This is a genomic window from Methylorubrum sp. SL192 (assembly GCF_026672325.1).
Classification (GTDB): Bacteria; Pseudomonadota; Alphaproteobacteria; order Rhizobiales; family Beijerinckiaceae; genus Methylobacterium; species Methylobacterium extorquens.
The window spans coordinates 3816354-3839226 of record NZ_JAPPQV010000003.1 but is presented as its reverse complement, the minus strand read 5'-3'; the positions used below and the strand labels follow the sequence as shown (position 1 = coordinate 3839226).

At 70.1% G+C, this 22873-nt stretch carries 25 protein-coding genes and 1 pseudogene; 14 read left to right on the top strand and 12 right to left on the bottom strand.

The genetic code is table 11. The features are described 5' to 3' along the window. Positions 1 to 182: 182 nt before the first annotated feature. The 6 genes from tsaE to OVA30_RS18685 all read left to right on the top strand — a co-directional run bounded on the left by tsaE (position 183) and on the right by OVA30_RS18685 (position 7248). Positions 183 to 1811 (top strand): tRNA (adenosine(37)-N6)-threonylcarbamoyltransferase complex ATPase subunit type 1 TsaE, encoded by a 1629-nt coding sequence (tsaE, locus tag OVA30_RS18710; protein ID WP_268176350.1) that lies wholly within the window; start codon positions 183 to 185, stop codon positions 1809 to 1811. 33 nt (positions 1812 to 1844) lie between these two features. Then, positions 1845 to 2591, top strand: coding sequence for a nucleotidyltransferase family protein (locus OVA30_RS18705; protein ID WP_268176349.1), 747 nt, complete (start codon positions 1845 to 1847; stop codon positions 2589 to 2591). Positions 2592 to 2652: 61 nt separating this feature from the next. Continuing rightward, entirely contained in the window at positions 2653 to 3102 is a 450-nt protein-coding gene (locus OVA30_RS18700) for a tellurite resistance TerB family protein (RefSeq protein ID WP_268176348.1), read from the top strand. Positions 3103 to 3305: 203 nt separating this feature from the next. Then, positions 3306 to 5408 (top strand): ATP-binding protein, encoded by a 2103-nt coding sequence (locus OVA30_RS18695; RefSeq protein ID WP_268176347.1) that lies wholly within the window; start codon positions 3306 to 3308, stop codon positions 5406 to 5408. 179 nt (positions 5409 to 5587) lie between these two features. Next, entirely contained in the window at positions 5588 to 5791 is a 204-nt protein-coding gene (locus OVA30_RS18690) for a DUF3311 domain-containing protein (RefSeq protein WP_003606352.1), read from the top strand. Next, positions 5788 to 7248 (top strand): sodium:solute symporter family protein, encoded by a 1461-nt coding sequence (locus OVA30_RS18685; protein WP_147016299.1) that lies wholly within the window; start codon positions 5788 to 5790, stop codon positions 7246 to 7248. The genes OVA30_RS18690 and OVA30_RS18685 overlap by 4 nt, the downstream gene beginning before the upstream one ends. Before the next feature lie 26 nt (positions 7249 to 7274). On the opposite strand, the gene OVA30_RS18680 is transcribed toward OVA30_RS18685, so the two are convergent. The 5 genes from OVA30_RS18680 to OVA30_RS18660 form a co-directional block, all read right to left on the bottom strand. Continuing rightward, positions 7275 to 8159 carry a metallophosphoesterase family protein gene (locus OVA30_RS18680; RefSeq protein ID WP_003606354.1) on the bottom strand — a complete coding sequence of 295 codons (885 nt, stop codon included), beginning with the start codon at positions 8157 to 8159 and terminating at the stop codon, positions 7275 to 7277. Continuing rightward, the gene (locus OVA30_RS18675) at positions 8156 to 9055 is read right to left on the bottom strand and encodes a diacylglycerol/lipid kinase family protein (protein WP_268176346.1); all 900 of its coding nucleotides are present in this window, start codon (positions 9053 to 9055) and stop codon (positions 8156 to 8158) included. Before OVA30_RS18675 ends, OVA30_RS18680 begins: the two co-directional genes overlap by 4 nt. 76 nt (positions 9056 to 9131) lie before the next feature. Beyond that, positions 9132 to 9650, bottom strand: a complete 519-nt coding sequence (locus tag OVA30_RS18670) for a DUF3016 domain-containing protein (RefSeq protein WP_268176345.1) — start codon at positions 9648 to 9650, stop codon at positions 9132 to 9134. Next, the gene (locus OVA30_RS18665) at positions 9647 to 9862 is read right to left on the bottom strand and encodes a hypothetical protein (protein ID WP_003606358.1); all 216 of its coding nucleotides are present in this window, start codon (positions 9860 to 9862) and stop codon (positions 9647 to 9649) included. Before OVA30_RS18665 ends, OVA30_RS18670 begins: the two co-directional genes overlap by 4 nt. Positions 9863 to 10066: 204 nt before the next feature. Further along, the gene (locus OVA30_RS18660; protein ID WP_268176344.1) at positions 10067 to 10603 is read right to left on the bottom strand and encodes a ComEA family DNA-binding protein; all 537 of its coding nucleotides are present in this window, start codon (positions 10601 to 10603) and stop codon (positions 10067 to 10069) included. Between the two features lie 457 nt (positions 10604 to 11060). On the opposite strand from OVA30_RS18660, the gene OVA30_RS18655 reads away from it, so the two are divergent. Beyond that, entirely contained in the window at positions 11061 to 12254 is a 1194-nt protein-coding gene (locus OVA30_RS18655) for a patatin-like phospholipase family protein (protein ID WP_015952617.1), read from the top strand. A gap of 19 nt (positions 12255 to 12273) precedes the next feature. On the opposite strand, the gene OVA30_RS18650 is transcribed toward OVA30_RS18655, so the two are convergent. From OVA30_RS18650 to OVA30_RS18630, 5 genes are all read right to left on the bottom strand, one after another. After that, positions 12274 to 12522 (bottom strand): hypothetical protein, encoded by a 249-nt coding sequence (locus tag OVA30_RS18650; RefSeq protein WP_268176343.1) that lies wholly within the window; start codon positions 12520 to 12522, stop codon positions 12274 to 12276. A 354-nt stretch (positions 12523 to 12876) separates the two neighbouring features. Next, positions 12877 to 13005, bottom strand: a complete 129-nt coding sequence (locus OVA30_RS18645) for a hypothetical protein (protein WP_003603100.1) — start codon at positions 13003 to 13005, stop codon at positions 12877 to 12879. A 101-nt stretch (positions 13006 to 13106) separates the two neighbouring features. Then, a complete protein-coding gene (locus OVA30_RS18640) occupies positions 13107 to 14276 on the bottom strand; it encodes an MFS transporter (RefSeq protein WP_268176342.1) in 1170 nt (389 codons plus the stop codon). Positions 14277 to 14352: 76 nt separating this feature from the next. After that, positions 14353 to 15351: a GNAT family N-acetyltransferase gene (locus tag OVA30_RS18635; RefSeq protein WP_268177513.1), complete on the bottom strand. Its 999-nt coding sequence runs from the start codon at positions 15349 to 15351 to the stop codon at positions 14353 to 14355. A 212-nt stretch (positions 15352 to 15563) separates the two neighbouring features. Further along, entirely contained in the window at positions 15564 to 15950 is a 387-nt protein-coding gene (locus OVA30_RS18630; protein WP_003603094.1) for a DUF2267 domain-containing protein, read from the bottom strand. 154 nt (positions 15951 to 16104) lie between these two features. Here OVA30_RS18630 and OVA30_RS18625 point away from each other — a divergent pair, with 154 nt between their 5' ends. The 7 genes and pseudogenes from OVA30_RS18625 (at position 16105) to OVA30_RS18595 (ending at position 21419) form a co-directional block, all read left to right on the top strand. Next, complete coding sequence (locus tag OVA30_RS18625) at positions 16105 to 17667, top strand: helicase HerA-like domain-containing protein (protein ID WP_268176341.1); 1563 nt, start codon at positions 16105 to 16107, stop codon at positions 17665 to 17667. 195 nt (positions 17668 to 17862) lie between these two features. Next, positions 17863 to 18171: pseudogene (gene rplU, locus OVA30_RS18620) on the top strand (50S ribosomal protein L21); the annotation flags it as partial. Positions 18172 to 18303: 132 nt separating this feature from the next. Next, on the top strand, positions 18304 to 18570 hold the full coding sequence (rpmA, locus tag OVA30_RS18615) for a 50S ribosomal protein L27 (RefSeq protein ID WP_003603089.1): 267 nt from the start codon (positions 18304 to 18306) through the stop codon (positions 18568 to 18570). 188 nt (positions 18571 to 18758) lie between these two features. Next, positions 18759 to 19358, top strand: a complete 600-nt coding sequence (locus OVA30_RS18610; RefSeq protein WP_268176340.1) for a GNAT family N-acetyltransferase — start codon at positions 18759 to 18761, stop codon at positions 19356 to 19358. After that, positions 19355 to 19834, top strand: a complete 480-nt coding sequence (locus tag OVA30_RS18605) for a hypothetical protein (RefSeq protein WP_265224180.1) — start codon at positions 19355 to 19357, stop codon at positions 19832 to 19834. The genes OVA30_RS18610 and OVA30_RS18605 overlap by 4 nt, the downstream gene beginning before the upstream one ends. 36 nt (positions 19835 to 19870) lie before the next feature. Then, positions 19871 to 20905 carry a GTPase ObgE gene (gene obgE, locus OVA30_RS18600; protein ID WP_268176339.1) on the top strand — a complete coding sequence of 345 codons (1035 nt, stop codon included), beginning with the start codon at positions 19871 to 19873 and terminating at the stop codon, positions 20903 to 20905. Between the two features lie 67 nt (positions 20906 to 20972). Then, positions 20973 to 21419, top strand: coding sequence for a hypothetical protein (locus OVA30_RS18595; protein WP_042509031.1), 447 nt, complete (start codon positions 20973 to 20975; stop codon positions 21417 to 21419). A gap of 72 nt (positions 21420 to 21491) precedes the next feature. Here the strand turns inward: OVA30_RS18595 and OVA30_RS18590 are convergent, their stop codons facing one another. Together OVA30_RS18590 and OVA30_RS18585 are read right to left on the bottom strand one after the other, a co-directional pair. Further along, positions 21492 to 22427 carry a LysR family transcriptional regulator gene (locus OVA30_RS18590; protein ID WP_268176338.1) on the bottom strand — a complete coding sequence of 312 codons (936 nt, stop codon included), beginning with the start codon at positions 22425 to 22427 and terminating at the stop codon, positions 21492 to 21494. 94 nt (positions 22428 to 22521) lie between these two features. Further along, entirely contained in the window at positions 22522 to 22812 is a 291-nt protein-coding gene (locus OVA30_RS18585) for a formate dehydrogenase subunit delta (protein WP_003603083.1), read from the bottom strand. Between the last annotated feature and the right edge of the window lie 61 nt (positions 22813 to 22873).

Sequence of the window (22873 nt, the reverse complement as noted above, 5' to 3'; positions counted from 1 at the left end):
TTAAACATCCCCTGCTAGAGCGCCTTCCGACGACGTGACCACCGGTTCGTCGAAAGAAGGCGCGTCGAGACAAGGGGCTAGAGACGCCGGCCGGATGCAATCCGGTCGGATACGGCTCTAGAAGGGCGAAGGCTTCACCCTGATCGGGGTGGCCGTTCGCGGTGTTGCGGAGGATTGGGGCGGTGAGCGAGGATCCGGACGGCATGGCGGGAAGCCCGCAGCCCGGCCCGTCGCAGGGCGAGGTCCAAACACCAGCGGCGCCGCGTCGCGCGGCCTGGGAGGTGTTGCTGCCCGAGGAGGGCGCAACCGAGGACATGGCCGCCTTCCTCGCCGGCATCCTCCGGCCCGGCGACCTTGTCGCCCTGTCCGGCGGGCTCGGCGCGGGCAAGACCACGCTCGCCCGCGCGATGATCCGCGAGTTGGCCGGCGACCCGCGGCTCGAAGTGCCGAGCCCGACCTTCACCCTGATCCAGCCCTACGAGACCCGCTCCGGCGGCGCGGTGATCCACGCCGACCTCTACCGCCTGCGCGGCCCGGACGAGCTCGTGGAACTCGGCTTCGACGAACTGTCGGAGACCGCGATCACCCTGGTCGAGTGGCCCGAGCGCCTGGGCGCGCGCGACAACCCGACGCTCACCGTCGAGCTGTCACTGCGGGCCGAGTTCGGCGAGGAGGCCCGCCTCGTGCGGATCGACGGCACGCCCGAGATGCGCGAGCGGGTGGCACGCGCCCGCGCCGTCCGGGCCCTGCTCGCCCGCAGCGGATGGGACGAGGCCGACCGGGTGCTGATGCAGGGCGATGCCTCGTCGCGCGCCTACGAGCGGCTGGTGAAGCCGAGTGGCGAGACCGCCGTGCTGATGATCTCGCCGCCCCGCCCGGACGGGCCGCCGGTGAAGGACGGTAAGCCCTACAGCGCCGTGGTCAAGCTCGCCGAGAGCGTCCACGCCTTCGTCGGCATGGACCGGGCGCTGCGCGCGATCGGCTTCTCCGCGCCGAAGATCCTGGGCGAGAACCTCGAGGCCGGCCTGCTGATCCTGGAGGATCTCGGCGCCGAGCCGGTGACCGAGAACGGCACGCCGCGCCCCGAGCGCTACGCGGAAGCCGTCCGGCTGCTGGCCAAGCTCCACGCCACGGATCTGCCCAGCGCCGTGCCGGTGAGCGAGGGGATCGACCACGTCATTCCGCCCTACGACCTCGAAGCCCTGCTGTTCGAGGCAGAGCTGCTGCCCGAGTGGTACGCCCCCGCGATCCGCGGCACGACCCTGTCGCCGGAGGCGCGCAGCACCTTCCGCGACCTGTGGACCGATGCGCTGAAAGATCTGATCGCCGAGCCCGCCACCTGGACCCTGCGCGACTACCACTCGCCCAACCTGATCTGGCTCCCCGAGCGGACCGGGCTGGAGCGGGTCGGAGTCATCGACTTCCAGGACGCGGTGATGGGGCATCCGGCCTACGACGTCGCCTCGCTGCTCCAGGACGCGCGGGTCGATGCCAGCGCCGATTTCGAGCTGCGGCTCCTCGGCCTCTACATCCGGGAGCGCCGCGGCCGGGATATCGGCTTCGACATGCAGGCCTTCGCCCGCGCCTACGCGGTGCTGGCGGCCCAGCGCGCCACCAAGATCCTCGGCATCTTCGCCCGGCTCGACAAGCGCGACGGCAAGCCGGGCTATCTCGCCCACCTGCCGCGGATCGAGGGCTATCTCGCGCGCAACCTCGCCCATCCGGCGCTGGCCGCGGTGCGGGCGTGGCACGAGACTCACCTGCCGAGCCTCGTCGCCCCGCGGCCGGACGCCGATCCCGCCGCGTCCTGAACGCTTCTTTTCAAACGGACCGGCCGAGGCGGCATGAGCGCTGAACCCACCCCCAAAAACGTCACCCGCGCCTTCGTGCTCGCGGCGGGCCTGGGCAAGCGTATGCGCCCGATCACCGCGACGGTGCCGAAGCCCCTCGTCGAGGTCGCCGGCAAGGCGCTGATCGACCACGCCCTGGACCGGGCGGCGGCGGGCGGCATCGAGACGGCGGTGGTCAACGTCCACTGGCTCGCCGACCTGATGGAGGGCCATCTCTCCCACCGCACCGGCGCGCCGGCCATCGTCGTCTCCGACGAGCGGGACGCGCTGTTGGAGACCGGCGGCGGCGTGAAGAAGGCGCTCGACCACTTCGAGGGTGAGCCCTTCGTGGTGTTCAACTCGGATTCGTTCTGGCTGGAGGGGCCGCGGCCCAATCTCGGCCGGCTGATCGAAGCCTGGGATCCCGACACGACGGACATCCTGCTCCTGGTCGCCCCGACCGCGACGAGCCTCGGTTACGACGGGGCGGGCGACTTCTACATGGACTCCGACGGCCGGCTCAGCTGGCGCGGCGAGCGCGAGGTCGCGCCCTTCATCTATGCCGGCGTGGCGATCCTGAAGCCGGAGCTGTTCGCCGACACGCCGGAGGGGCCGTTCTCCCTGACCCTGCTGTTCGACCGGGCGATCAAACGCAACCGGCTCCAGGGCCTGCGCCTCGACGGGCAATGGCTGCATGTCGGCACGCCGGAGGCGATCGAGGCCGCCGAGGCGCGGGTGCGGGACAGCGCGCGGATCGTTTGACCGGCATCCCCGTTGTCGGGGCTCTGAGACAGGGTTTATCGGGCAGGGTTTCGTTCACGCCATGGGCCTTCTTCACGACGCGGTCGAGCGCTTCCGCACCACCCTCAAGGCCTATGCCGGCGACGAGACGCTGATGCAGGCGGCGGTCTCGGCCTGCGCCAACGTCGCGGTCGCCGACGGCGAGCTGATGACCGAGGAATTCGAGACGGCGCTCGCCGGCATCCGGGCGAACCCGATCATCGAGAAGGGCTACGACAGCCTGACGCTCGAACACGCGCTCTACGAGGGGCTCGGCCGCGCCCGCACCCGGGCCGGCCGCGCGGAGAACCTCGTGCGGATCGGCGCGATCGCCGAGCGGCCGGAGGAGCAGCGCCGCAACGTCTTCCTCATCGCCGCCGATGTGGCCGATCACGAGGGCATCGGCCGCGAGGAGCACGCGGCCCTGGCCGAGGTCGGCGCCGCCCTCCGGCTCAACGGCGACGCGCTGCTGAGGCGGTTTCCGGAGGTGTGAGGCGGGGTCCGAGCATCCCCTCTCCCCGTACGCGGGGAGAGGGGGAATCCCTGCGGCACTGGATCGCCGAAAAATCACCGGTCCCGCTCATCCCCCCTTAAGCTTCTTTCTCAAGCGCCGCTTCACGCGCGGCTGGCACTGTCGCTCCCCTGACGAGCCGGCTTCCGGCCTCGGCCGGACTTTGGGGGACCGACGTGGAACCGATGACCCTTGCGGTGAGCGTGATGGGCCTGAGCATCGCCGCCGCGATGCTGGCGCTGATCCTGGTGTCGCTCCGCCGCCGCGAGCCGGTCGTGCCGGAATCCGACATGACGGAGGCGCTCCAGGACCGGCTCTGGCAGATCGCCGAGAGCGAGGAGCGCTACCGGGTGCTGGTCGAGGCCACGACCGAGGCCGTGGTTCAACGGGACGGGCAGGGACGGATCACCTTCGCCAGCGCGGGGTTTGCCGCGCTGCTCGGCATGAAGCCGCTGGAGCTGATCGGCTCGACTCTGAGCCCGCAGGTGATCGAGCGCGGCGCGAGCGAGCAGCGCGCCGACGGCGTGCGGGTGGTCGAGGAGCGTCTGGTGCCGGTGGACGGCCTGCCGCGCTGGTTCTCCTTCATCGAGATGCCGGTCTCCGGCAGCGTTGACGGTCCGAACTGGCTGCGGGCCGGCCAGGACGTCACCGCGCGCGTCGAGGCGGCGCGTGTCCTCGACGAGGCGAAGAGCCGGGCGGAGGCCGCCAACGTCGCCAAATCCCGCTTCCTCGCCACCGTCAGCCACGAGCTGCGCACGCCGTTGAACGGCATTCTCGGCATGGCCGACCTGCTGCTCGACACCCGGCTCGACCCCGAACAGCGCACCTATGTCGAGGCGTTCCGCACCAGCGGCAAGGCGCTGCTCGGCCTTGTCGACGGCATCCTCGACTTCTCCCGGATCGAGGCCGGCCGCCTCGATCTGGCCGCCGAGCCCTTCGACGTCGCCGCCCTGGTCGAGGGCGTGGTCGAGCTGCTGGCGCCACGTGCGCAGGACAAGGGCTTGGAAATCGCCCTCGACATCGCCGACGACCTCGCCGCCCTGCGCGTGGGCGATGCCGACCGGGTGCGGCAGATCCTCGTGAATCTGGCCGGCAATGCCATCAAGTTCACGCAGACGGGCGGCGTCGGCGTCAGCCTCGCACGGTCGGGGGAGGGGCAGGGGGAAGGGCTCGTCCTCACGGTCGAGGATACCGGGCCGGGCATTCCGGAGGAGCGCATCCCGATCCTGTTCGAGGAGTTCGAGCAGGGCGACGACAGCGCGAGCCACGAGGGCACCGGCCTCGGTCTGGCCATCACCCGCCGCCTCGTGGAGCGCATGAACGGCACGATCGAGGCGCGCTCGACGGTGGGGCGCGGCTCGACCTTCCGGGTCATGCTGCCGCTGCCGGCGGCGGAGGGCGCCATGAGCCCCGAGACACCGAGCTCCGAGACACCGAGCCTCGCGCCGCGAAAGGTGCTGATCGTGGCGGCCTCGCCGTATCAGGCGCCGTTCCTGGCCCGGCGGCTCAGCCGCTCCGGGGCGGCGGCGGTGGTCGTGAACAGCGCGGAAGCCGGCCTCGATGCGCTATCGGGCGTGGCCTTCGACGCGCTCATCGCCGACCGCAGCCTCGGCGACGCCGCCGTGCGGCGGCTCGCGGCCGAGGCCGCCCGGAGCGGCGTGCGCTGCAGCCTGATCCTGCTCTCGCCCTTCGACCGGCGGGAGTTCGGAGCCCCGAACGCGGCGGGCTTCGACAGCTACCTGATCAAGCCGGTGCGCGCCCGCTCGCTGTTCGACCGCTTGCTGGAGCCGCGGCCCGCTCCGGCCCGCAGCCCGGCCGACGCGACGGCCCAGCCCGGTCCGGCCAAGACTGCATTGGGCAAGACTGCATCGGGCAAGACCGCACCCACCAAGACCGCCGCGCCGGGGCGCCGGGTGCTGCTGGCAGAGGACAACCCGATCAACGCGCTGCTCGCCACCAAGGCGCTGGAGCGGCTCGGCGCACAGGTGATCCACGCCCGCGACGGGCTCGAGGCTCTGGCGGCGGCGGAAGGGCATGGGCCGTTCGACCTCGCGCTGATCGACATCCGCATGCCCGGCCTCGACGGCCTGGAGACCGCCCGCCGCATCCGCGCCCGCGAGGCCGAGACCGGCGCGACCCCGCTCCACCTCGTGGCACTCACCGCCAATACCGGCCGCGAGGATGTCGACGCGGCCTCCGCGGCCGGCTTCGACGGCTTCCTGCCCAAGCCGCTGAACCTGCGCGCCCTGCCGGCTCTGCTTGACCGCCGCCAGGAGGAGGCAGCTTGACAGGAGGCCGCTTGAGCGGCGGTCTGCGGTCCGCTTGAGGGGGGAAAGTCGGCGCCGACCCGCGCGGCAGCTCTCGCGCTGGTGCGAATTCTGCCTCATGCTCCCGAGGCCAAGGATGGGGAGCGCATGACCCGAGCGAGACGAGATTTCCGCAAGCTATCACCGGGGAGGGCCCGGCGATGAAGCAGCTTCGATGGCTTGCGGCCTTGCCCGCCCTGGGGATGCTGGCCGGGCCGTTCTTCCTCAACCGGGTCGAGCCCATGGTGCTCGGCATGCCGCTGCTGCTGGCGTGGCTCGTCGGCTGCACCGTGGCGACCTCGGCGATCATGGGGCTTATCTACCTCACCGATCCCGCCAACCGGGAACCGGAGGAGGGGCCATGAACGCCGCCCTTGCGATCATCGCGCTCGCCGTCGTGGTGGCGCTCGGCCTCGGCCTGCGGGCGCGGTCGGGCCACGACATGGACATGGAGCAGTGGAGCGTGGGCAAGCGCGGCTTCGGCACGCTGCTCGTCTTCCTGCTGATGGCAGGCGAGATCTACACCACCTTCACCTTCCTCGGCGGCTCGGGCTGGGCCTACGGCAAGGGCGGGCCGACCTACTACATCCTCTGCTACCTGACGCTGATCTATGTCATCTCCTACTGGATCCTGCCGCCGGCCTGGCGCTTCGCCAAGGAGCGCAACCTGTTCTCGCAGCCCGATTATTTCGCCGCGCGCTACGACAGCCGCAGCCTCGGCATCCTGGTCGCGCTGGTCGGGATCGTGGCGCTCGTCCCCTACATGGTGCTCCAGCTCAAGGGGCTCGGCATCATCGTCGCCACCGCCTCCTACGGCGCGATCTCGCAGACGCTGGCGATCTGGATCGGCGCGGCGGTGCTGACCGTCTACGTGATGGTCTCCGGCGTGCGCGGCTCGGCCTGGACTGCCGTGCTCAAGGATTTCATGATCCTGTTCGTGGTGATCTTTTTGGGGATCTACTTGCCGTATCACTACTACGGCGGCATCGGCCCGATGTTCGAGGCCATCGATACGGCCAAGCCCGGCTTCCTCGCGCTGCCGGACCGGGGCCAGAGCGCGACGTGGTTCGCCTCGACCACGCTGCTCACGGCGCTCGGCGGCTGGATGTTCCCGCACATCTTCGCCTCGATCTACACCGCGAGCGATGCACGCACGTTCCGGCGCAACGCGGTGTTCCTGCCGCTCTACCAGCTCATGCTGCTGTTCGTGTTCTTCGCCGGGTTCGCGGCCGTGCTGCAGGTGCCGGGGCTGACCGGGCCGGACGTCGATCTCTCGCTGTTCAGGATCGCGCTCCAGACCTTCCCGCCCTGGTTCGTCGGCGTCATCGGCGCCACAGGCGTGCTGACCGCCCTGGTGCCGGGTTCGATGATCCTGATCGCGGGTTCGACGCTCATCGCGCAGAACCTCTACCGGCCGCTGGCGCGCAACGCGACCGACGCCACCACGGGTAAGCTCGCCAAGGGGATCGCGCCGCTGCTGGCGATCGCCTGCGTCGGCTTCACCCTTTACGGCGGTGAGACCATCGTGCAGCTCCTGCTGATCGGCTACGCGGTCGTCACGCAGCTCTTCCCGGCCTTCTTCTTCAGCCTGTGGACCCACAACCCGCTCACGCGGGCGGGGGCGATGGCCGGCATCCTGGCGGGAGTGGCCGCGGTGGCGGTGACCGTGCTCGGCGGCTACACGCTGGCCAAGCTCTTCCCCGGCCTGCCGGGGCCGGTACAGGATCTCAACATCGGCGTGGTGGCACTTGCCCTCAACCTCGCGGTGGCCTTCGCCGTCAGCCTTGCGGGCAAGCGCACGCGGCAGACGGCTTTGTCCTGAACCCTGGGGGCGGGGAGGCCGGGCGCTCAGCGCCCGGCCGGCTCCGCCTCGCCCGCCTGCGCCTCCGTCGGAGCGGGCACGGACCCGTCCTCCCGCACGTCCTCGAAGGCCGACCCGGTCCAGACCCGCACGGTGACGGTGGCCCGCCCGTCCTCGATAACGATGCGATTGTAGGCGTTGGGCTCGTTGCCGCGCAGCCGCGTCGAAGTGGCCGAGCCCGCCTGCACGGCGAGCAGCCGCGCACCGCCCGCCCGCGCCATGCCCCGATCCACGCTCACCAAGTCGGGTTCGGTGCCGGTCTCCGGCGCCTCGGCGAAGCGGGAATAGTGGCGGTGGAGATGGCCGGCGAGCGTCAGCCCGACATTGTGGCGGCGGAAGGCGTCGAGCGCCTCGTCGGCGCGCCCGACGAGGCGGGCCTCCGCGTCCCAGGGCGGCGGCATGAACGGATGGTGGCCGACCACGATCCGGAAGACGTGATCCGGCAGCGCCGCCAGCCGCTCCTCGGTGCGGGCGATCTGCGCCCGGGTGATCTTCCCTTGAGACCAATCCGTCTCCGGCGCCCAGGTCCGCACCGTGTTGAGGCAGACCACCGCGATCTCGTCGTCGAGAAAGGTCGGTTCGGTGTCCTTCGCGATGAAGCGGCGGTAGCGACCGAACGGATGGAAGAAGCGGGTCAGGAGCTTGAAATAGGCGATGTCGTGGTTGCCCGGGACCGCGATCCAGGGCGCGGTCAGCCGGTCGAGGAAGGCGCGCGCCGCGACGTATTCCTTGCGCCGCGCCCGCATGGTGAAGTCGCCGGATGCCACGATCAGATCCGGCGGATCGCGGTTCAGCTCGGCCACGAGCGCCTCGACCACCGCCGGATCGGTGCGTCCGAAATGCAGGTCGGAAATGTGGGCGACCCGTCTCACCGGACCGGCTCCGGCACGATCACGGTGAGGGCACGGGGCATCAGGCGGTAGCGCAGGGGCGGGGCGATCAAGCGAACCTCTCCATCATTCATCACCCGTAACGCGCGCCTCCGGGCGGAGACGACGAAGCGGGCCGCGGCACGGCGCTCCAGGCCCGGCTCATCGCGCCAGCGACCGAGCCCGAACCCGAGCGCCAACCGCGCGAGGCGCCACGGCGAAAGCCGGCGGGCGATGTAAAGCGTCAACTCACCGCCATCGACCTGGCTCCGTTCCAGAATCTTTCCCGGCCCCTCCGCGTAATCGTTGTTGACCACCGCGAGCAGGCGCACGCGCAACCGTGTCCGCCGCCCGCCGGCCGAGAGCACCGCCGAGAGGCGCGGATAGGGTCCGAGATGGCGCAGCACCGCTGCCGAGAGCCGTAGCAGCGCCGGGATGCCGAGACGCCGCCCGCGAAAGGCCTCGCGGTGGCGGACCATGCGGGCGGGCATGCCGAGCACCGAGTTGATGAGGAAGACGTGTCCGTTGACGCGGCCGACATCGACGGCGCGGGTCTGCCCTGCCGCGAGCACCGCGATGGCCCCGTCGAGGTCGAGCGGAATGCCGAGATCCTTGGCTAGCAGGTTCATGGTGCCGAGAGGCAGGATGCCGAGCGCCACGCCGCTGCCCGCCAGCATGCCGGCCGCGCAGTTGAGCGTGCCGTCCCCGCCCGCCACCGCCACGGCCGTGACGCCTTCGATGCGCAGGGCCGCCCGCAGGCGCTCGGGCAGGGGCAGGCTGTCGTCCGACTCAGGGAGGAGGTCGAGGCCCGCCGTCCTCAGCCGCGCGCGAATCGCATCCGGCGTCAGGCCCTCGGCGAAGGCGCCCGACGCGGCGTTGGCGACGAGGACGATCCGCATGTCTCCCGGCGTTCCCCCGCATCCCGACGGCGCGGGGATGACAGGCTCGGGCGTCGGGCGTGTGACGAAAGCGGGATCAGCCCGGCGGCGGGCGGCGTTGCACGAAGCGCGCCTGGAACCAGTCCCGCAGCACCTCGCGCTCGTAGAAGAAGGTCTGCCCGGACGAGAGGCGGTTGGCGCGCAGCAGGAAGTTGATGTCGCTGACGACTTCCTCCGCCGCCAGCAGCCTGCGGCCACGCTCCTTCAGGGCGTAGCGCAGGCGGAAACGGGGCGGGGTGATGTCGGTCACCACCCGCACGCCCTGGGCCGCGCCGAAGCTCGGCTGATCGAGCCCGGCGAGGTCGATGTCGAGCACCGCGATGTCCAAGGTCTGGCCCGGCGCCAGAACTTGATTGCCGAGCGTCTCGAACAGGCGGCGCATCTCGGCCAGCACGACCCGCGGCGACAGGCCCGAACCGAAGCGGTTCTGGGCATCGGTGTAGCGCTCGGGTGCGACGAAGGTCACCCGCACCTGCGCCGCCGCGGGCGAGACGGCGAGGGGCATGGACAGCGCGGCGGCCAGCACCGCGAGCAGGCCGAGCGCCGCCGCCCTCATTGCTGCGAGCGCTTGAGGATCGTTTGCAGAGCGCGAGCGACCGGCTCGGTGATGGTGCGCCGGTACTTGCGATGCACGAGCTGGCCGTTGTGGTAGATATCCTGCTCGACGTAGAGCCGCTCACCGTCCCAACGGACGATGTTATCGGATTCCGCCGTCTCCTCGACGCCCAGATCCTGGCGGAGGATCGGTGCGCCGGATGTCGTTTGCATGGAGCCGCCTCGGCCTTTTTTCGGGATCGTCTGCCCTGTTTAGGGCCTCGGCGCGCGCTGTGCCAGGGTTGGATGCAGGGTCCAGTGGTCGGAAAAGCGATCCGCCGGTTTCTTCAAAGCGCACTTGTCGCTTGGTTGTCTCTCGGTCGGCGGTTTTTTCACGAACCGCATGCGCCCTTCGGCGGCGACCTCACGGCAACCCGGTCACCGCACCGAGACCTGATCCTTGATGCGCTGGTAGGTGGCGCGGTTGAGGACGCGTTTGCTGAGAAGCTGATCGACGGAGGCGTAGGGACGGTGCTGGACGATCGTCCGGCCGATCGCACCGCCGCCCTTCAGGCTGTTCAGCTCGGCGAGAGAGGCGGTGTTGAGGTCGATCAAGGAGACCACGGCCGGTGGGGCGTTCTCCTCCGCCTCGGCCGCCGGATCGGACTCGGGCGGCGCCGTCCGCGCGACGGGGGCGGGTGACGGCGCGGGATCGGCCGGCGGCGATGCAGGTAGGGCGGGAGGCGGCGCCTCGGCGACCGGTCGGGGCGGCTCCGGTGACGGCTCGGCCGGCTTCACCACGCGCACCGGCACGGGCGGAGGCGCGGATGCAGCGCCCGATGGCCGTCCGGGCGTCACCGTCGCGGCGGCCTCCGAATCCGGGCCGTGCAGCCAGACCGACTGGATGATCCAGGCCAAGCCCGCTGCCGCCAGGATCAGGAGGAGAACCCTGAGGATCGCCGACCCGCTCAGCATGGGCGCCGCCCGCCCGCAACGTGGGCGCAGGAGGCAGTCGGGGTGTCGTGCTCGGCTCCGGACATTGGTGGGATCCTAACGTGCTGGCACGGCGCGAACATATGACAAATTCGAGAGATGAGAGCGCTTTCCGACGCAATGGACGCCGGTTCGGCGAAAGAAAGCGCGTCAAAGCAAAGATCGAGAGAGGCCGAACGGATGCAATGGGGTCGAATGCGGCTCTGAGGCACGCCGCCCTGTGGCAGACCAAGCCGGCCCGCCACAACAGTCCGGCGCAAGCGAACCCGTGCAACAGGGGACCTCGAGAGGCGAACCTGCGCGACTACGCTCGCTCACGTTGTGGCAACACGGCATCAGCCGGCGTTTGAGCGCAACACGCGTGTGCGGGAACGCAATACGGCCAAGCTCGTTTCGTGTAAGCTTGCCCTGTTCCATCGGGCTTGTTCGGGTCATGTCGATGCCAAAAGGTTTCCGCTGGTCGCGCCTTCTCCTTGCCGCGGCGGTTGCCGGGCAGGCAGCGGCCTGCTCTTCCTTGCCGCGGACGAACTACACGGAGAGCGAGGCGGAAGCCGCGACCGTGCCGGGGATGGTCGGGGTGCGGGCCTATGCCGATGCCGGCGCCGCCGATTTCGTGGCGATGGCCGCCGGCCCGCAGAAGAAGCGTCAGGCCTTCACCTATCTCGCGCTCTCGGGCGGCGGGGGTGACGGCGCCTACGGCGCGGGCGTGCTCAACGGCTGGACCGCCTCGGGCAAGCGGCCGGAATTCACCATCGTCTCTGGCGTCTCGACCGGTGCTCTGATCGCGCCCTTCGCCTTCCTCGGGCCCGCCTACGACCCCTACCTCACCGATATCTACACCAGCGGCATCGCCGACTCGCTGGTGCAGAGCCCGAGCATCGCCAACGTGCTGTTCGGCTCCGGCCTGTTCGGCGACGGGCGGCTGCGCAACCTGATCGCCCGCTACGTCACGCCCGAGCTGCTGCAGGCCGTGGCGGAGGAGCACGCCAAGGGCCGCCGCCTGCTCGTGGTGACGACGAATCTCGACACGCAGCGCGCCGTGATCTGGAACATGGGCGCCATCGCCGCGAGCGGCGCGCCCAACGCGGTGTCCTTGTTCACCGACGTGCTCACCGCCTCGGCGAGCATCCCGGCGGTGTTCCCGCCCCAGCTTCTCGATGTGCAGGCGGAGGGCCGCGCCTTCCAGGAAATGCATGTGGATGGCTCGGTGGTGACGCCGGTCTTCACCCTCCCGCAATCCTTCCTGGTGCGCGACGGGCGCTTCCGCAGCGCGGGCAAGGCCGACATCTACGTGGTCATCAACGGCCGCCTCGAACCGGAATTCGAGGTGACCAAGAACAACACCCTGTCGATCGTCGAGAAGTCCTTCACCACCGCCAGTCGCGCCCGCTCGCGGGCGACGCTGGTGGCCACCGACGTGTTCGCCCGCCGCAACGGGATGGGCTTCAATCTGACCTATATCGACGAGCGCGCGCCGCAGACCACGACGGCGCGCGGCTTCGACACCGCCTACATGCGCAGCCTCTACCAGTTCGGCTACGAGGCCGGGCGCACGGGTCAGTTCTGGCAGCCGAGCGTGCCGGCGGCGCCGCTGGTCAAGAACGTGGTGCGGGAGGCGGTGGCGGCGCGCTGAACGCCGCCAGCCGCCAGCGTCACAGGGCGATGCGCAGCGGCTCGGCGCTGAGGCGCACCGCGCCCGCACGGCGTCCGGTCTCGCCGACCGCGTACTGGAACGCTGCCTCGCGGCTGCGGAAATAGCCGCCGCCGAGGCCTTGGCTTTCCAGGGCGACCCAATGGCCCTGACCATCCTGGCCGACGATGTAGGTCGGCAAGCCGCGGCTCGCTTCGACGTCGACCGCCGGGGATGGGGCGGCCGGGGCACCTTCGTACAATATGGACATGATTGCAGATCGAGTCGCGCGGTCCGGTGACGTGAACCGGGGCGGGAACCCGAGCCTTTACCTGTGAGGATTCGAGACCAAGAAACGCCAGGGGCATAAAGACCCCATCCCGCATTGGCCACCCCACAGGCCGGTCCCCAGGGTTGCAATCCCATGCGGCGATCCCGACAACCGGCGAGAAATCGGCATGAAAAAGGGCCGCGCGGCCCTTTCGAGCCGCCGGCCCTTGGCTCGCGCCCTGGCAGCGAGACCTAGAGCCGTATCCGACCCCATTTCATCAGGCCGGCGTCTCTAGGTCTTTGTTTCAACGCGCTTTCTTTCGCCGAACCGGCGTCCATTGCGTCGGAAATCGCTCTACTTGCGCAGGAGCTTGGTGACGAGACGGCCGATCGGGGAGCTCGATCCGGCGTTGCGGTCGTCGCGGGCGACGACGCGGTCGTCGGTGCCGAGGAGCTTGGTGACGAGGCGTCCGATGAGGCTCATGGGTCGGGTTCCTTCACGTCGCGAGGACGGGCAACGGTGCAGCTTCGACGAGATAACGAGCACCGCGGCGGCGGCGTTCCGTGCCCCGTCGCAACCGATCGTCAGCCCCCGCGTCCGCGAACGAGACCCCGGACCACCGGCACGGCGTAGAGCGCGAAGAGCAGGCTGAGGGCCACGGCGAAGCCCTGCGGCGGCTGGAGGTCCATGCCGCCGCCGATGAGCGGGGGTCCGAGCATCAGCCCGGCATTGTAGAGCATCACGAAGGCGGCGTTGGCGCCGGCCAGATCCGGCCCGCGCAAGGTGGCTCCGAGATGGGCGAGCCCCACCGTGTAGAGCGTGCCGACGATCCCGCCCCAGACGAAGAGCAGGGCGGAGAGCAGCGGCAACGAGGCGGAGGCCGCCGGGATCAGGGCCGCCCCGAGCGCCCCGGCGAGGCTCGCGCCGAGGAGGACGAGGCGCCGGTCCACCCGGTCGGCGAGGAGGCCGACGGGGATCTGGAACAGCACGTTGCCGAGCGCCACCGCACTGACCAGAGCGGCGGAGATCGTCGCGTCGAGGCCGATGCGGAGGCCGTAGAGGGGCAGGATGGCGAAGGCGCCCGCCTCCACCGCGCCGTAGAGGGCGGCGGCCAGCACGGCGAGCGGCGCGAGGCGCAGGTAGGTCAGGATGCCGGCCCCCTCGTCGTGCCCGAGATCTGGCGAGAGGTTTCGGGCTAGCACCAGCGGGGTGAGGCCGAGGAAGAACAGGGCCGAGCCGGCGAGATACGGCGCGAATCCGTCGGTGCCGAGCAGCGTCAGCAGGGTCGGCCCGATGGCGAAGCCGATGGCCAGGACCGTGGCGTAGATCCCCATCACCAGCCCGCGCCGCTCGGGCGGCGCCGCGTCGTTGATCCAGTACTCGGAGAGCACGAACAGCACGCCCATCGTCGTCGAGAAGACGAAGCGGAGGGGAAACCACAGGATGAGGTTCGGGAAGAGCTTGAAGGCCGAGAGGCACAGCCCGCCGAGCACGATCGCCAGGATCAGCAGGCGCACCACCCCGACCCGCGCGGCGAGCCGCGGCACGAACGGCACGGTGAGAATCGCCGCGAACCCCGCCACCGCCGTGTTGAGGCCGATGACGACGCTCGACGCGCCCATCCGCTCCATTTCCAGCGACAAGAGCGGGATCGACAGGCCGAGCCCCGTGCCCACCACCGCCACGCAGGTGATCGCGGCCGTCATCGCACCGAGGCGGTCGCGATCGGAGGGATGAGCGGAGACGGCGGGCATGACCTTCGAACGACGCGCGAGGGTTGCGGGGCGCTCGGCCTGAACCGGCATCACCCCGCCCCGCAACCCGGCGCGGTCAGGCGGCGTGCCGATCCGCACCCGCGCCGAAATGGCCGATGTAGCGCGCGGCGATGCCTGAGACCGGCAGCACCACGAGCACGTCGGTGGTGCCGAACTGGCGGTCCACCACCGCGCCGTCGCCGAAGGTCGCTCCGACCCGGAGATAGCCCTTCACCAGCGGCGGCAGCGCCATCAGCGCGGCCTTCGGATCGACCGCCTCCTTCGCCAGCCGGTCCATCGCGACGTAGCGCTCCGGCAGGGCGCGGGCTCGCCACGCCTCAGGGGCGCGGGCATGGTGGTGGAGGAAGCTCAAGGGCAGCGCCAGACGCTCGGGATCGGTGCCCTCCAGGCTGGCGCAGCCGAGCATCGCGTCGATGCGGTGGTGCTGCACATAGGCCCAGATGCCATGCCACAGGAGTTCGACGGTGCGCTTGGTGCGGTAGGGCTTCAGCACGCAGGAGCGGCCGAGTTCGAGGAAGCGCTTGCCCGGATGGCGCTCCAGCAGCGGCGCGAGGTCGTACTCGCCCGAGGAGTAGAAGCCGAAATGCGCCTCCGCCCGGTCCTGGCGCAGCAGCCGGTAGGTGCCGACCACCTTCGGCCGGGCCTTGCGGAAGGGCTTCGCCTCGGTCGCCGCGTGGTCGATGACGAGGAGGTGGTCGCAGATCGCGTCGTAGGCATCGACATCGCGGCGCTTGAGCGCGGCCATGCCGGTCGGCACTGCCGACATCTCCTCATAGAACACGCGGTAGCGCAGGCGCTGCGCCCGGCGGATCTCGGACTTGGTGGTGGCGAGCCGCACTTCGAGCGCCCCGATCCGGCCGAGGCTGGGGTCGAGCCCCGGTTCGAGCAGAAGGCGCTTGGCCCGGTTCTTCAGCAGGATCGGCGCACCGCCGGGCAGGGCGAGGTCGCCGCCCTCGAAGGTCTGGCGGAAGCGGGCGAAGGGCGCCTGAACCTTGGTCTCCCAGCCGGCCTTCCACGCGGCCGTGGCCTCGCGCGGGGAAAAATTCGGCAGCATGATCGACACGATCCCGTCGCGGGAGGCCGCGCGATGCGTCCTCTTGCGCGGCGACAACATCACGAAGGCCGCACGCTTTTATGACGGAGATCTTCGTGCCTTGACAGAGACTTGCGCGAAGCCCTTGCCAGGCTTCGCGCGAAGTGCCCATGGTAGCCGGCGAATGAAAACCGGCTAACGATCACAGGGGTTTAGGGCAAGATCCTACCGTCTCAGACGAACTGGTTCAGGCCCGGGATCGAGCCGACGATCGGACCCATGACGTCCTCACCGGCCTTCTCGCGGCCGTAGGCGAAGAGTTCCTGGCCGAGCGGCTGCATCTGGTTCATCGGCACGCCGGCCGAGATCAGCTTCTGGCCGAGCGCCATCACGCCGCCGCCCATCATGCCGCCGAGCATGCCCATCAGCCCGCCGCCGCCCTCGCCGGCATTGGCCTCGGCGATCGCGGTCTCGGAACCCGGAAGCGCGGCCATCAACTGGCCCACTTCGGTGGCCGGCCCTTCCTTCTGCAGGAAAGCGAGGATGTGTCCGATCGCGGTCTTGGCGGTCCCCGCGTCGAGCCCGGTCCGGTTGGTCACACGGGCAATCAATTCTTCCATGAAACGCTTCCTCCTTAGCAGATGCGTGTCTGTCCGATGCGGCGACGGCGAAATCAAGGGTTGCCGATGTCCCGGCCCTGGATCGGGCGGGCGGGGCGCCATACCCTGTCGGTCACAACACCTGCACAACGGCGACGGATCGGACGAGGACGGCATGACAGCGGGCGAGGGGACGATTCTGGTCGGCCGGAGCACGGGGCCGCGACCGAAGCCCGAGGTGCTGAGCCTGCGGCTGGCCAACCGCCACGGCCTCGTGGCGGGCGCCACCGGCACCGGCAAGACCGTGACGCTGCAGGTGCTGGCGGAGGGCTTTTCCAACGCGGGCGTCCCGGTCTTCGCCGCCGACATCAAGGGCGATCTTTCCGGATTGGCGGCCGCGGGCGAGGCCAAGCCGCATTTCGTCAAGCGGGCGGAAGAACTCGGGATCGCTTACGAGCCCGACCGCTTCCCGACGGTGTTCTGGGACGTGTTCGGCGAGCAGGGCCACCCGATCCGCTGCACCGTCACCGAGATGGGCCCGCTCCTGCTCGCCCGCCTGCTCGAACTCAACGACATCCAAGAGGGCGTGCTCAACATCGCCTTCCGCGTCGCCGACGAGAACCAATGGCCGCTGATCGACCTGAAGGATCTGCGCGCGCTCCTCACCTTCCTGTCGGAGAACGCCAAGGAGCTGTCGGCCACCTACGGCAACGTCTCGGGCGCCTCGATCGGCGCGATCCAGCGGGCGCTGCTCGTGCTGGAGAATCAGGGCGCCGACCAATTCCTTGGCGAGCCGGCGCTCAACCTCGAAGACTTCATGCGCACCGACCGGGAGGGCCGAGGCTTCGTCAACATCCTGGCCGCCGACAAGCTGATGCAGCGGCCGCGCCTCTACGCCTCGTTCCTGCTGTGGATGCTCTCCGAGCTGTTCGAGCAGCTTCCCGAGGTCGGCGACCTCGACAAGCCCAAGCTCGTGTTCTTCTTCGACGAGGCGCACCTGCTGTTCAACGACGCGCCAAAGGCCCTTCTCGACGCGGTGGAGCAGGTGGTGCGCCTGATCCGCTCGAAGGGCGTCGGCGTCTACTTCGTGACGCAGAACCCGCTCGACGTGCCGGAAACGGTGCTCGGCCAACTCGGCAACCGGGTGCAGCACGCGCTGCGCGCCTTCACGCCCCGTGACCAGCGCGCCGTGCGCGCCGCCGCCGAGACCTTCCGCCAGAACCCCGGCTTCGATGTCGGTAAGGCGATCACCGAACTCGCCGTCGGCGAGGCGCTGGTGAGTTTTCTGGAAGCCAAGGGCACGCCCTCGGTCGTGGAGCGGGCGCTGATCGCCCCGCCGCAGGGGCGGGTGGGGCCGCTGACGCCGGCCGAACGCGCCGCGATCATCGGGCAGAGTCCCCTGCGCGGAAAATACGACGAGGCGATCGACAACGAGAGCGCCTACGAGATGCTGGCCCAGCGCAAGCACCTCGATTCCGCCCCGGCGGAAGCCGCGGGCCAGAGCGAAGGCGGCCTTTCGGGCATGCTGGGCGGCTGGCTCGGCGGGATCTTCGGCGGTGGCGAAGAGGCGCCGAAAGGCAAAGGGGCCGGCAAGGGAACCGGCCGCACCCGCCGCCCGCCGCCGAGTCTGGCTGAGCAGGTCATCGGCAACGCCGCGCGCTCCATGGCGCGCAAGGTCGGCACGGAGGTGGGCGACGCGATCCTGCGGAATGTGCTGGGCGGACTGACGAAGCGGTAGGCGGGTCTTCGTCTTGCCTTGACAGAAGCCCCGCTCCCGACTATCCGGCCGGCACCGCGCGGCTTCCTCGACGAAGTCCGCGCGTTTCGCGTTCGTGCGCTCACGGCCCAGCCTGACCTGCGCGGATGACCTGAACAAGAAGACGGCCCAGGCCCTCACGGCGCCGGAGGCCGGCACAGAACACGAGAGACAACGATGTTCGCAGTCATCAAGACAGGCGGCAAGCAATATCGCGTTGCCGCCAACGACGTCATCACCGTGGCCACCCTCGAGGGTGAGGCCGGCGCCGCCGTCACCTTCGGCGACGTGCTGCTGTTCACCGATGGCGATGCCACCCAGGTCGGCACCCCGCTCCTGTCGGGCATCGGCGTCACGGGCGAGATCGTCCAGCACGGCCGCACGCGGAAGGTCATCGCCTTCAAGAAGCGCCGTCGCCAGAACTCGCGCCGCCGCCGCGGTCACCGTCAGGACTTCACGGTCGTGCGCATCACCGAGATCAGCGCCGGCGGCAAGACCTCGAAGGCCGAGCCGCGCAAGACCCGGAAGGCCGAGCCGGCCGCCGAGTCCGCCCCGGCCGCCGCTGAGTAATCAGCCGCCCGTCCGAACGCAGATCCAGCAGAATTCCGGAGCAATCCCATGGCACACAAAAAAGCAGGCGGCTCGTCCCGCAACGGCCGCGACTCCGCCGGCCGGCGCCTCGGCGTCAAGAAGTTCGGCTCCGAGGCCGTGATTCCGGGCAACATCATCGTGCGCCAGCGCGGCACGAAGTGGCACCCCGGCACGAACGTCGGCATGGGCAAGGACCACACCCTGTTCGCCCTCGTCCCGGGCAAGGTGCAGTTCGAGACCCGGCGCGGCCGCGATTTCGTAACCGTAGTGCCGCTGGCTCAGGCCGCGGAGTAACGGCGGACGCTTGTCGCTGACGACGAAGCGAGCGTCCCGCCGGTGTCCCACACCGAACCGGCGGACGATCGCTGAAGGCTTCACGCGAAGCTTCGAGCGGATCGGAACACGGGGGAGGATGGGGCACCATCCTCCCCCTTCGTCGTCCCGGACGGCGCCTTCGCGCGCCATCGCATGACCGGCTCACGATGTTCCCCGATCTCACCCGCGACGACGTTTTCCGCATCGAGACGCGCCGGCTCTGGCTGCGCTGGCCCACGGCCCGCGACGCCGAGGCCGTCTCGCGATTCGCCGGCGATCCGGCCGTGGCCGAGATGACCGCGCGGATTTCGAGCCCGCTTCCGCTGCCCGAGGCCGAAAGCTTCGTGATCCAGGCGCGGGCGATGAACACGGCCGGGGAGGGGCTGATCATGGCCCTGTGCCGGCGGGCGGCGCCCGCGAACCTGATCGGTGTCGTCTCGGTCGAGAACCGGCCCGACGCGGTCGAACCGCATCTCGGCTACTGGCTCGGGCGCCCGTTCTGGGGCGAGGGGCTGATGACCGAGGCGGCCGAGGCGCTGGTGGACGCCACCTTCGCCTATGCCGGGGAGCGAGCGCTCGCCTCGTCGGCGATGATCGGCAATCCTGGCTCGCGCCGTGTGCTGGAGAAGTGCGGATTCCGCCTCACCGGCGAATCCGCACCGGTCTTCGAGGCGCGGGGCGGTGTCGTGCCGAGCTACAACTTCCGGCTCGATCGGGCCGAGTGGCTCGACCGGCGCGGGACGGCCGTGGGAGGCCGCCTGGCATGAGGACACGGATGGTTGCCGGCCTCGGGGCCGGCCTCACCGCGATCGCCCTCGGCAGCCTGATCTTCGCGATCACCCGCGAGGTGCCGCCGCCGCCGATCGAAGCCGCGGCGGCGCCGGCCCCGAGACCTCGGGGCGAAACCCGGCTCTACTGCGAGTTCTATAATTTCGCCGGCCGCACTCCGAAGGTCGGGTTCTACTTCGCCAGCCCTGCGGGTGGCGGAACCGCGTACGGGCAACTGTTCCAGCGGGAGGCGGACGGGTCTCAGACCCTGTTCGACGAACGGCCGACCTGGACCTATGCTCGCGACGGGGAGGCGCCGACCCTGCGCTCGCCCGACGGCGCGATCCAGATCAACCTCTACGGCGATGGCGGCGCCAACGGCCGCCAGCCGGATGCCGGCGGCTGGTTCGAGGCGGGCCTGCGCAGCATCCAATACCTCAATCTCGACGGCCAGTGCCGTCGCACAGAAAGCTGACCGGCCCTCCCGGTCCAGAATCCAAGGCGAAGCACCGTGAAATTCCTCGATGAAGCCAAGGTCTACGTCCGCTCCGGCGACGGCGGTCCCGGCTGCGTCTCGTTCCGGCGGGAAAAGTTCATCGAGTTCGGCGGGCCGAACGGCGGCGACGGCGGACGGGGCGGTGATGTCTGGATCGAGTGCGTGCAGGGCCTCAACACCCTGATCGACTACCGCTACCGGCAGCACTTCAAGGCGAAGAAGGGCGAGCACGGCATGGGCTCGAACTGCCACGGCGCCAAGGGCGACGACGCGGTGCTTCAGGTGCCGGCGGGCACGCAGGTCTTCTCCGAGGACGGCGAGACGCTGATTGCCGACATGACCGAGGTCGGCCAGCGGGTGCGGCTCGCCAAGGGCGGCAATGGCGGCTTCGGCAATGCCTACTTCACCACCTCCACGAACCGGGCGCCGCGCCACGCCAATCCCGGCCTGGAAGGCCAGGAGATGTGGCTGATCCTGCGCCTCAAGCTCATCGCCGATGCCGGCCTCGTCGGCTTGCCGAATGCGGGCAAATCGACCTTCCTGGCGACCGTCACCGCCGCCAAGCCGAAGATCGCCGACTATCCCTTCACCACCCTCCATCCGGGTCTCGGCGTGGTGCGCTCGGACGAGCGCGAGTTCGTGCTCGCCGACATCCCCGGCCTGATCGAGGGCGCGCATGAGGGCGTCGGCCTCGGTGACCGCTTCCTCGCCCATGTCGAGCGCTGCCGGGTTCTGCTCCACCTCGTGGAGGGCACGAGCGAGCATGCCGGCAAGGCCTACAAGCTAGTGCGGCGCGAGTTGGAGGCCTACGGCGAGGGCTTGTCCGACAAGCCCGAGATCGTTGCCCTCTCGAAGGCGGACGCGCTCGATGCCGACACCCTCAAGCAGCAGCTCGCCCGGCTGAAGCGGGCAGCGGGCGGCAAGCCGCTGGTGCTCTCGGCGGCCTCGGGGCAGGGCGTCCAGGAGGCTTTGCGCGCGATCCAGGCCCAGCTCGATACGCAGGGCGCAGAGGAAGCGGAGGCGCAACCCGCCGAGCCCTGGCAACCGTGAGCGCAGCGGCGCTACGCCTCAGTCCAGACCGGCGACGGGATTTGCCGGTTTGCCCTACATCGGATGCATGCGCAGCACCCTCGCCCTCCTCCTCGCCCTCGCCGCCTCCCCCGCCATGGCGGAGGATTCCTGCACCGATCTGATCGACCGGGTGCAACGGGCCACGAGCGCGACGGTCGCCGAGCGGAGCGCCGACTTCGCCCGGTTCGAGGCCGGGCCGCAGACATCGCTGACGCTCTCGTGCGCTGGCGCCAACGCGTCCTCCGTCGGCGCGCAGTACAAGGGCGAGACCCCGCCTGAGGCCTACGACACGCTGTTCGTACAGGCGGGCCATGCCATCACGGGGATCGCACCGGATCGGCTGCGGGACGCTACCCGGCAGGCCCGCGCGAGCGCGCAGGACAAGCGCCACAGCACGGTCGAGGTGGACGGCGCCCGCGTCACCTGCGCCTTCATGCGCAAGGAGCAGGGTCCGCTCACCCTCTGCGCCGTGATCCAGCGCCCTGGCGCCTGACCGGTCAGGGGTGGAAACGGGGCGCTGCCCCGCGCCCCGCCAAAGGGATGATCCCTTTGGGATCTCAGGATCTCAGCTTGATCCGGGACCGTGCGGCACGGGCGAGACCTGATCCTCGCCGTCCAGGGTCCGGGCTACGGCGCGGGCGACGTTGACGAGAGCGGTCACCATGGGTGTCGCCGGGTCGCGGCGCGGGGCGACGAGGCCGATGGCGTGGCGCAGATCCGGCTCCACGATCGGGATCGCCCGCAGCCCCTCGGTCGGCCCCAGCGCGTCGGCAAGGATGGCCGGCATCACGCTCGCCCATTGCAGGGTGCGCACATGGGTCATCAGCACGACCATGGAATTGGATTCGAGCGTCGGCGCCGCCTCGCCGCCCGCGGCCCGTATCTGCTGATCGATGATGCGGCGGTTCTGCATGTTGGGGGTCAGCAGGCAGAGCGGGATCTTCGCCAACTCCGCCCAGGTGACGCTGGCCCGGTCGTCGTAGGGGCCGCCGGCCGCGGTCAGGAGCTGGTAGTGCTCGGTATAGAGCGGCACGGCGATCACGCGCCCGAGCGGCTCGTTGTCGAGATAGGTCAGCCCCGCATCCGCCTCGAGGTTGTCGATCAGCGAAAAGATCTCTTCCGAGGTCGTGGACAGGACGCTGAAGCGCACGTTCGGGTAGCGGGCGCGGTAGGGCGTGGTCAGCGCGGCCACCATCGGCAGTGCCGTCGGCACCGCAGCGATCCGCAGGTGCCCCGTCAGCCCCTTGCGGAGCGCAGCCACGTCGTCCTGCATGGCGCGGGCGTCGCCGACGATGCGGCGGCCCCAGGCCAGCACCCGGTCCCCCTCGGGCGTAAACCCCTGGAAGCGTGAGCCGCGCTGAACCAAGCGCACGCCGAAACGGTCCTCCAGGCTCTTCACCCCCGCCGAGAGGGTCTGCTGGGTCACGCCGCAGGTCTCCGCCGCACGCCCGAAATGCTGTTCGCGGGCGAGCGCCAGGAGGAATTCGAGCTTATCGATCACGGATGCGCCGCCCCGGCGCCCGCTGAGAGGGCGGGCTCCCGCCGTGGTAGGCCGATTGCGGCCGGCTTCTCAAGCCGCAGGCCGCCGCCGGCATTTACCCCGCGTCGCTGGCCCCCTCGCCCACGAGCTGCGGATTGCGGGTGGCCGGACGCACCGGGCTCTCGACCGCCGGGTCCTCGTGAAGCGCCCGGTGAACGAGCGCGTCGAGCCGCTCGCCGGCCTCCTCGGCGTAGCCTTCGAGGTCGCGGCGCATCTTCGGCGTCCAGAACGCCACGATGTGCTTGTGGATGCCCGAGACCGCTTCCTCCTCCGGGTAGGACCGGAAGAACAGGGCGATCTGGTTGGCCATCCGCACCAGTCGGTCGTTGATGGTCGTTGCGCTCATGCCCGCACTCGGCTGTGTCTGATTGGAAAGCGCGCCCTCCCGCTCCCTCATCCTGAGGGAC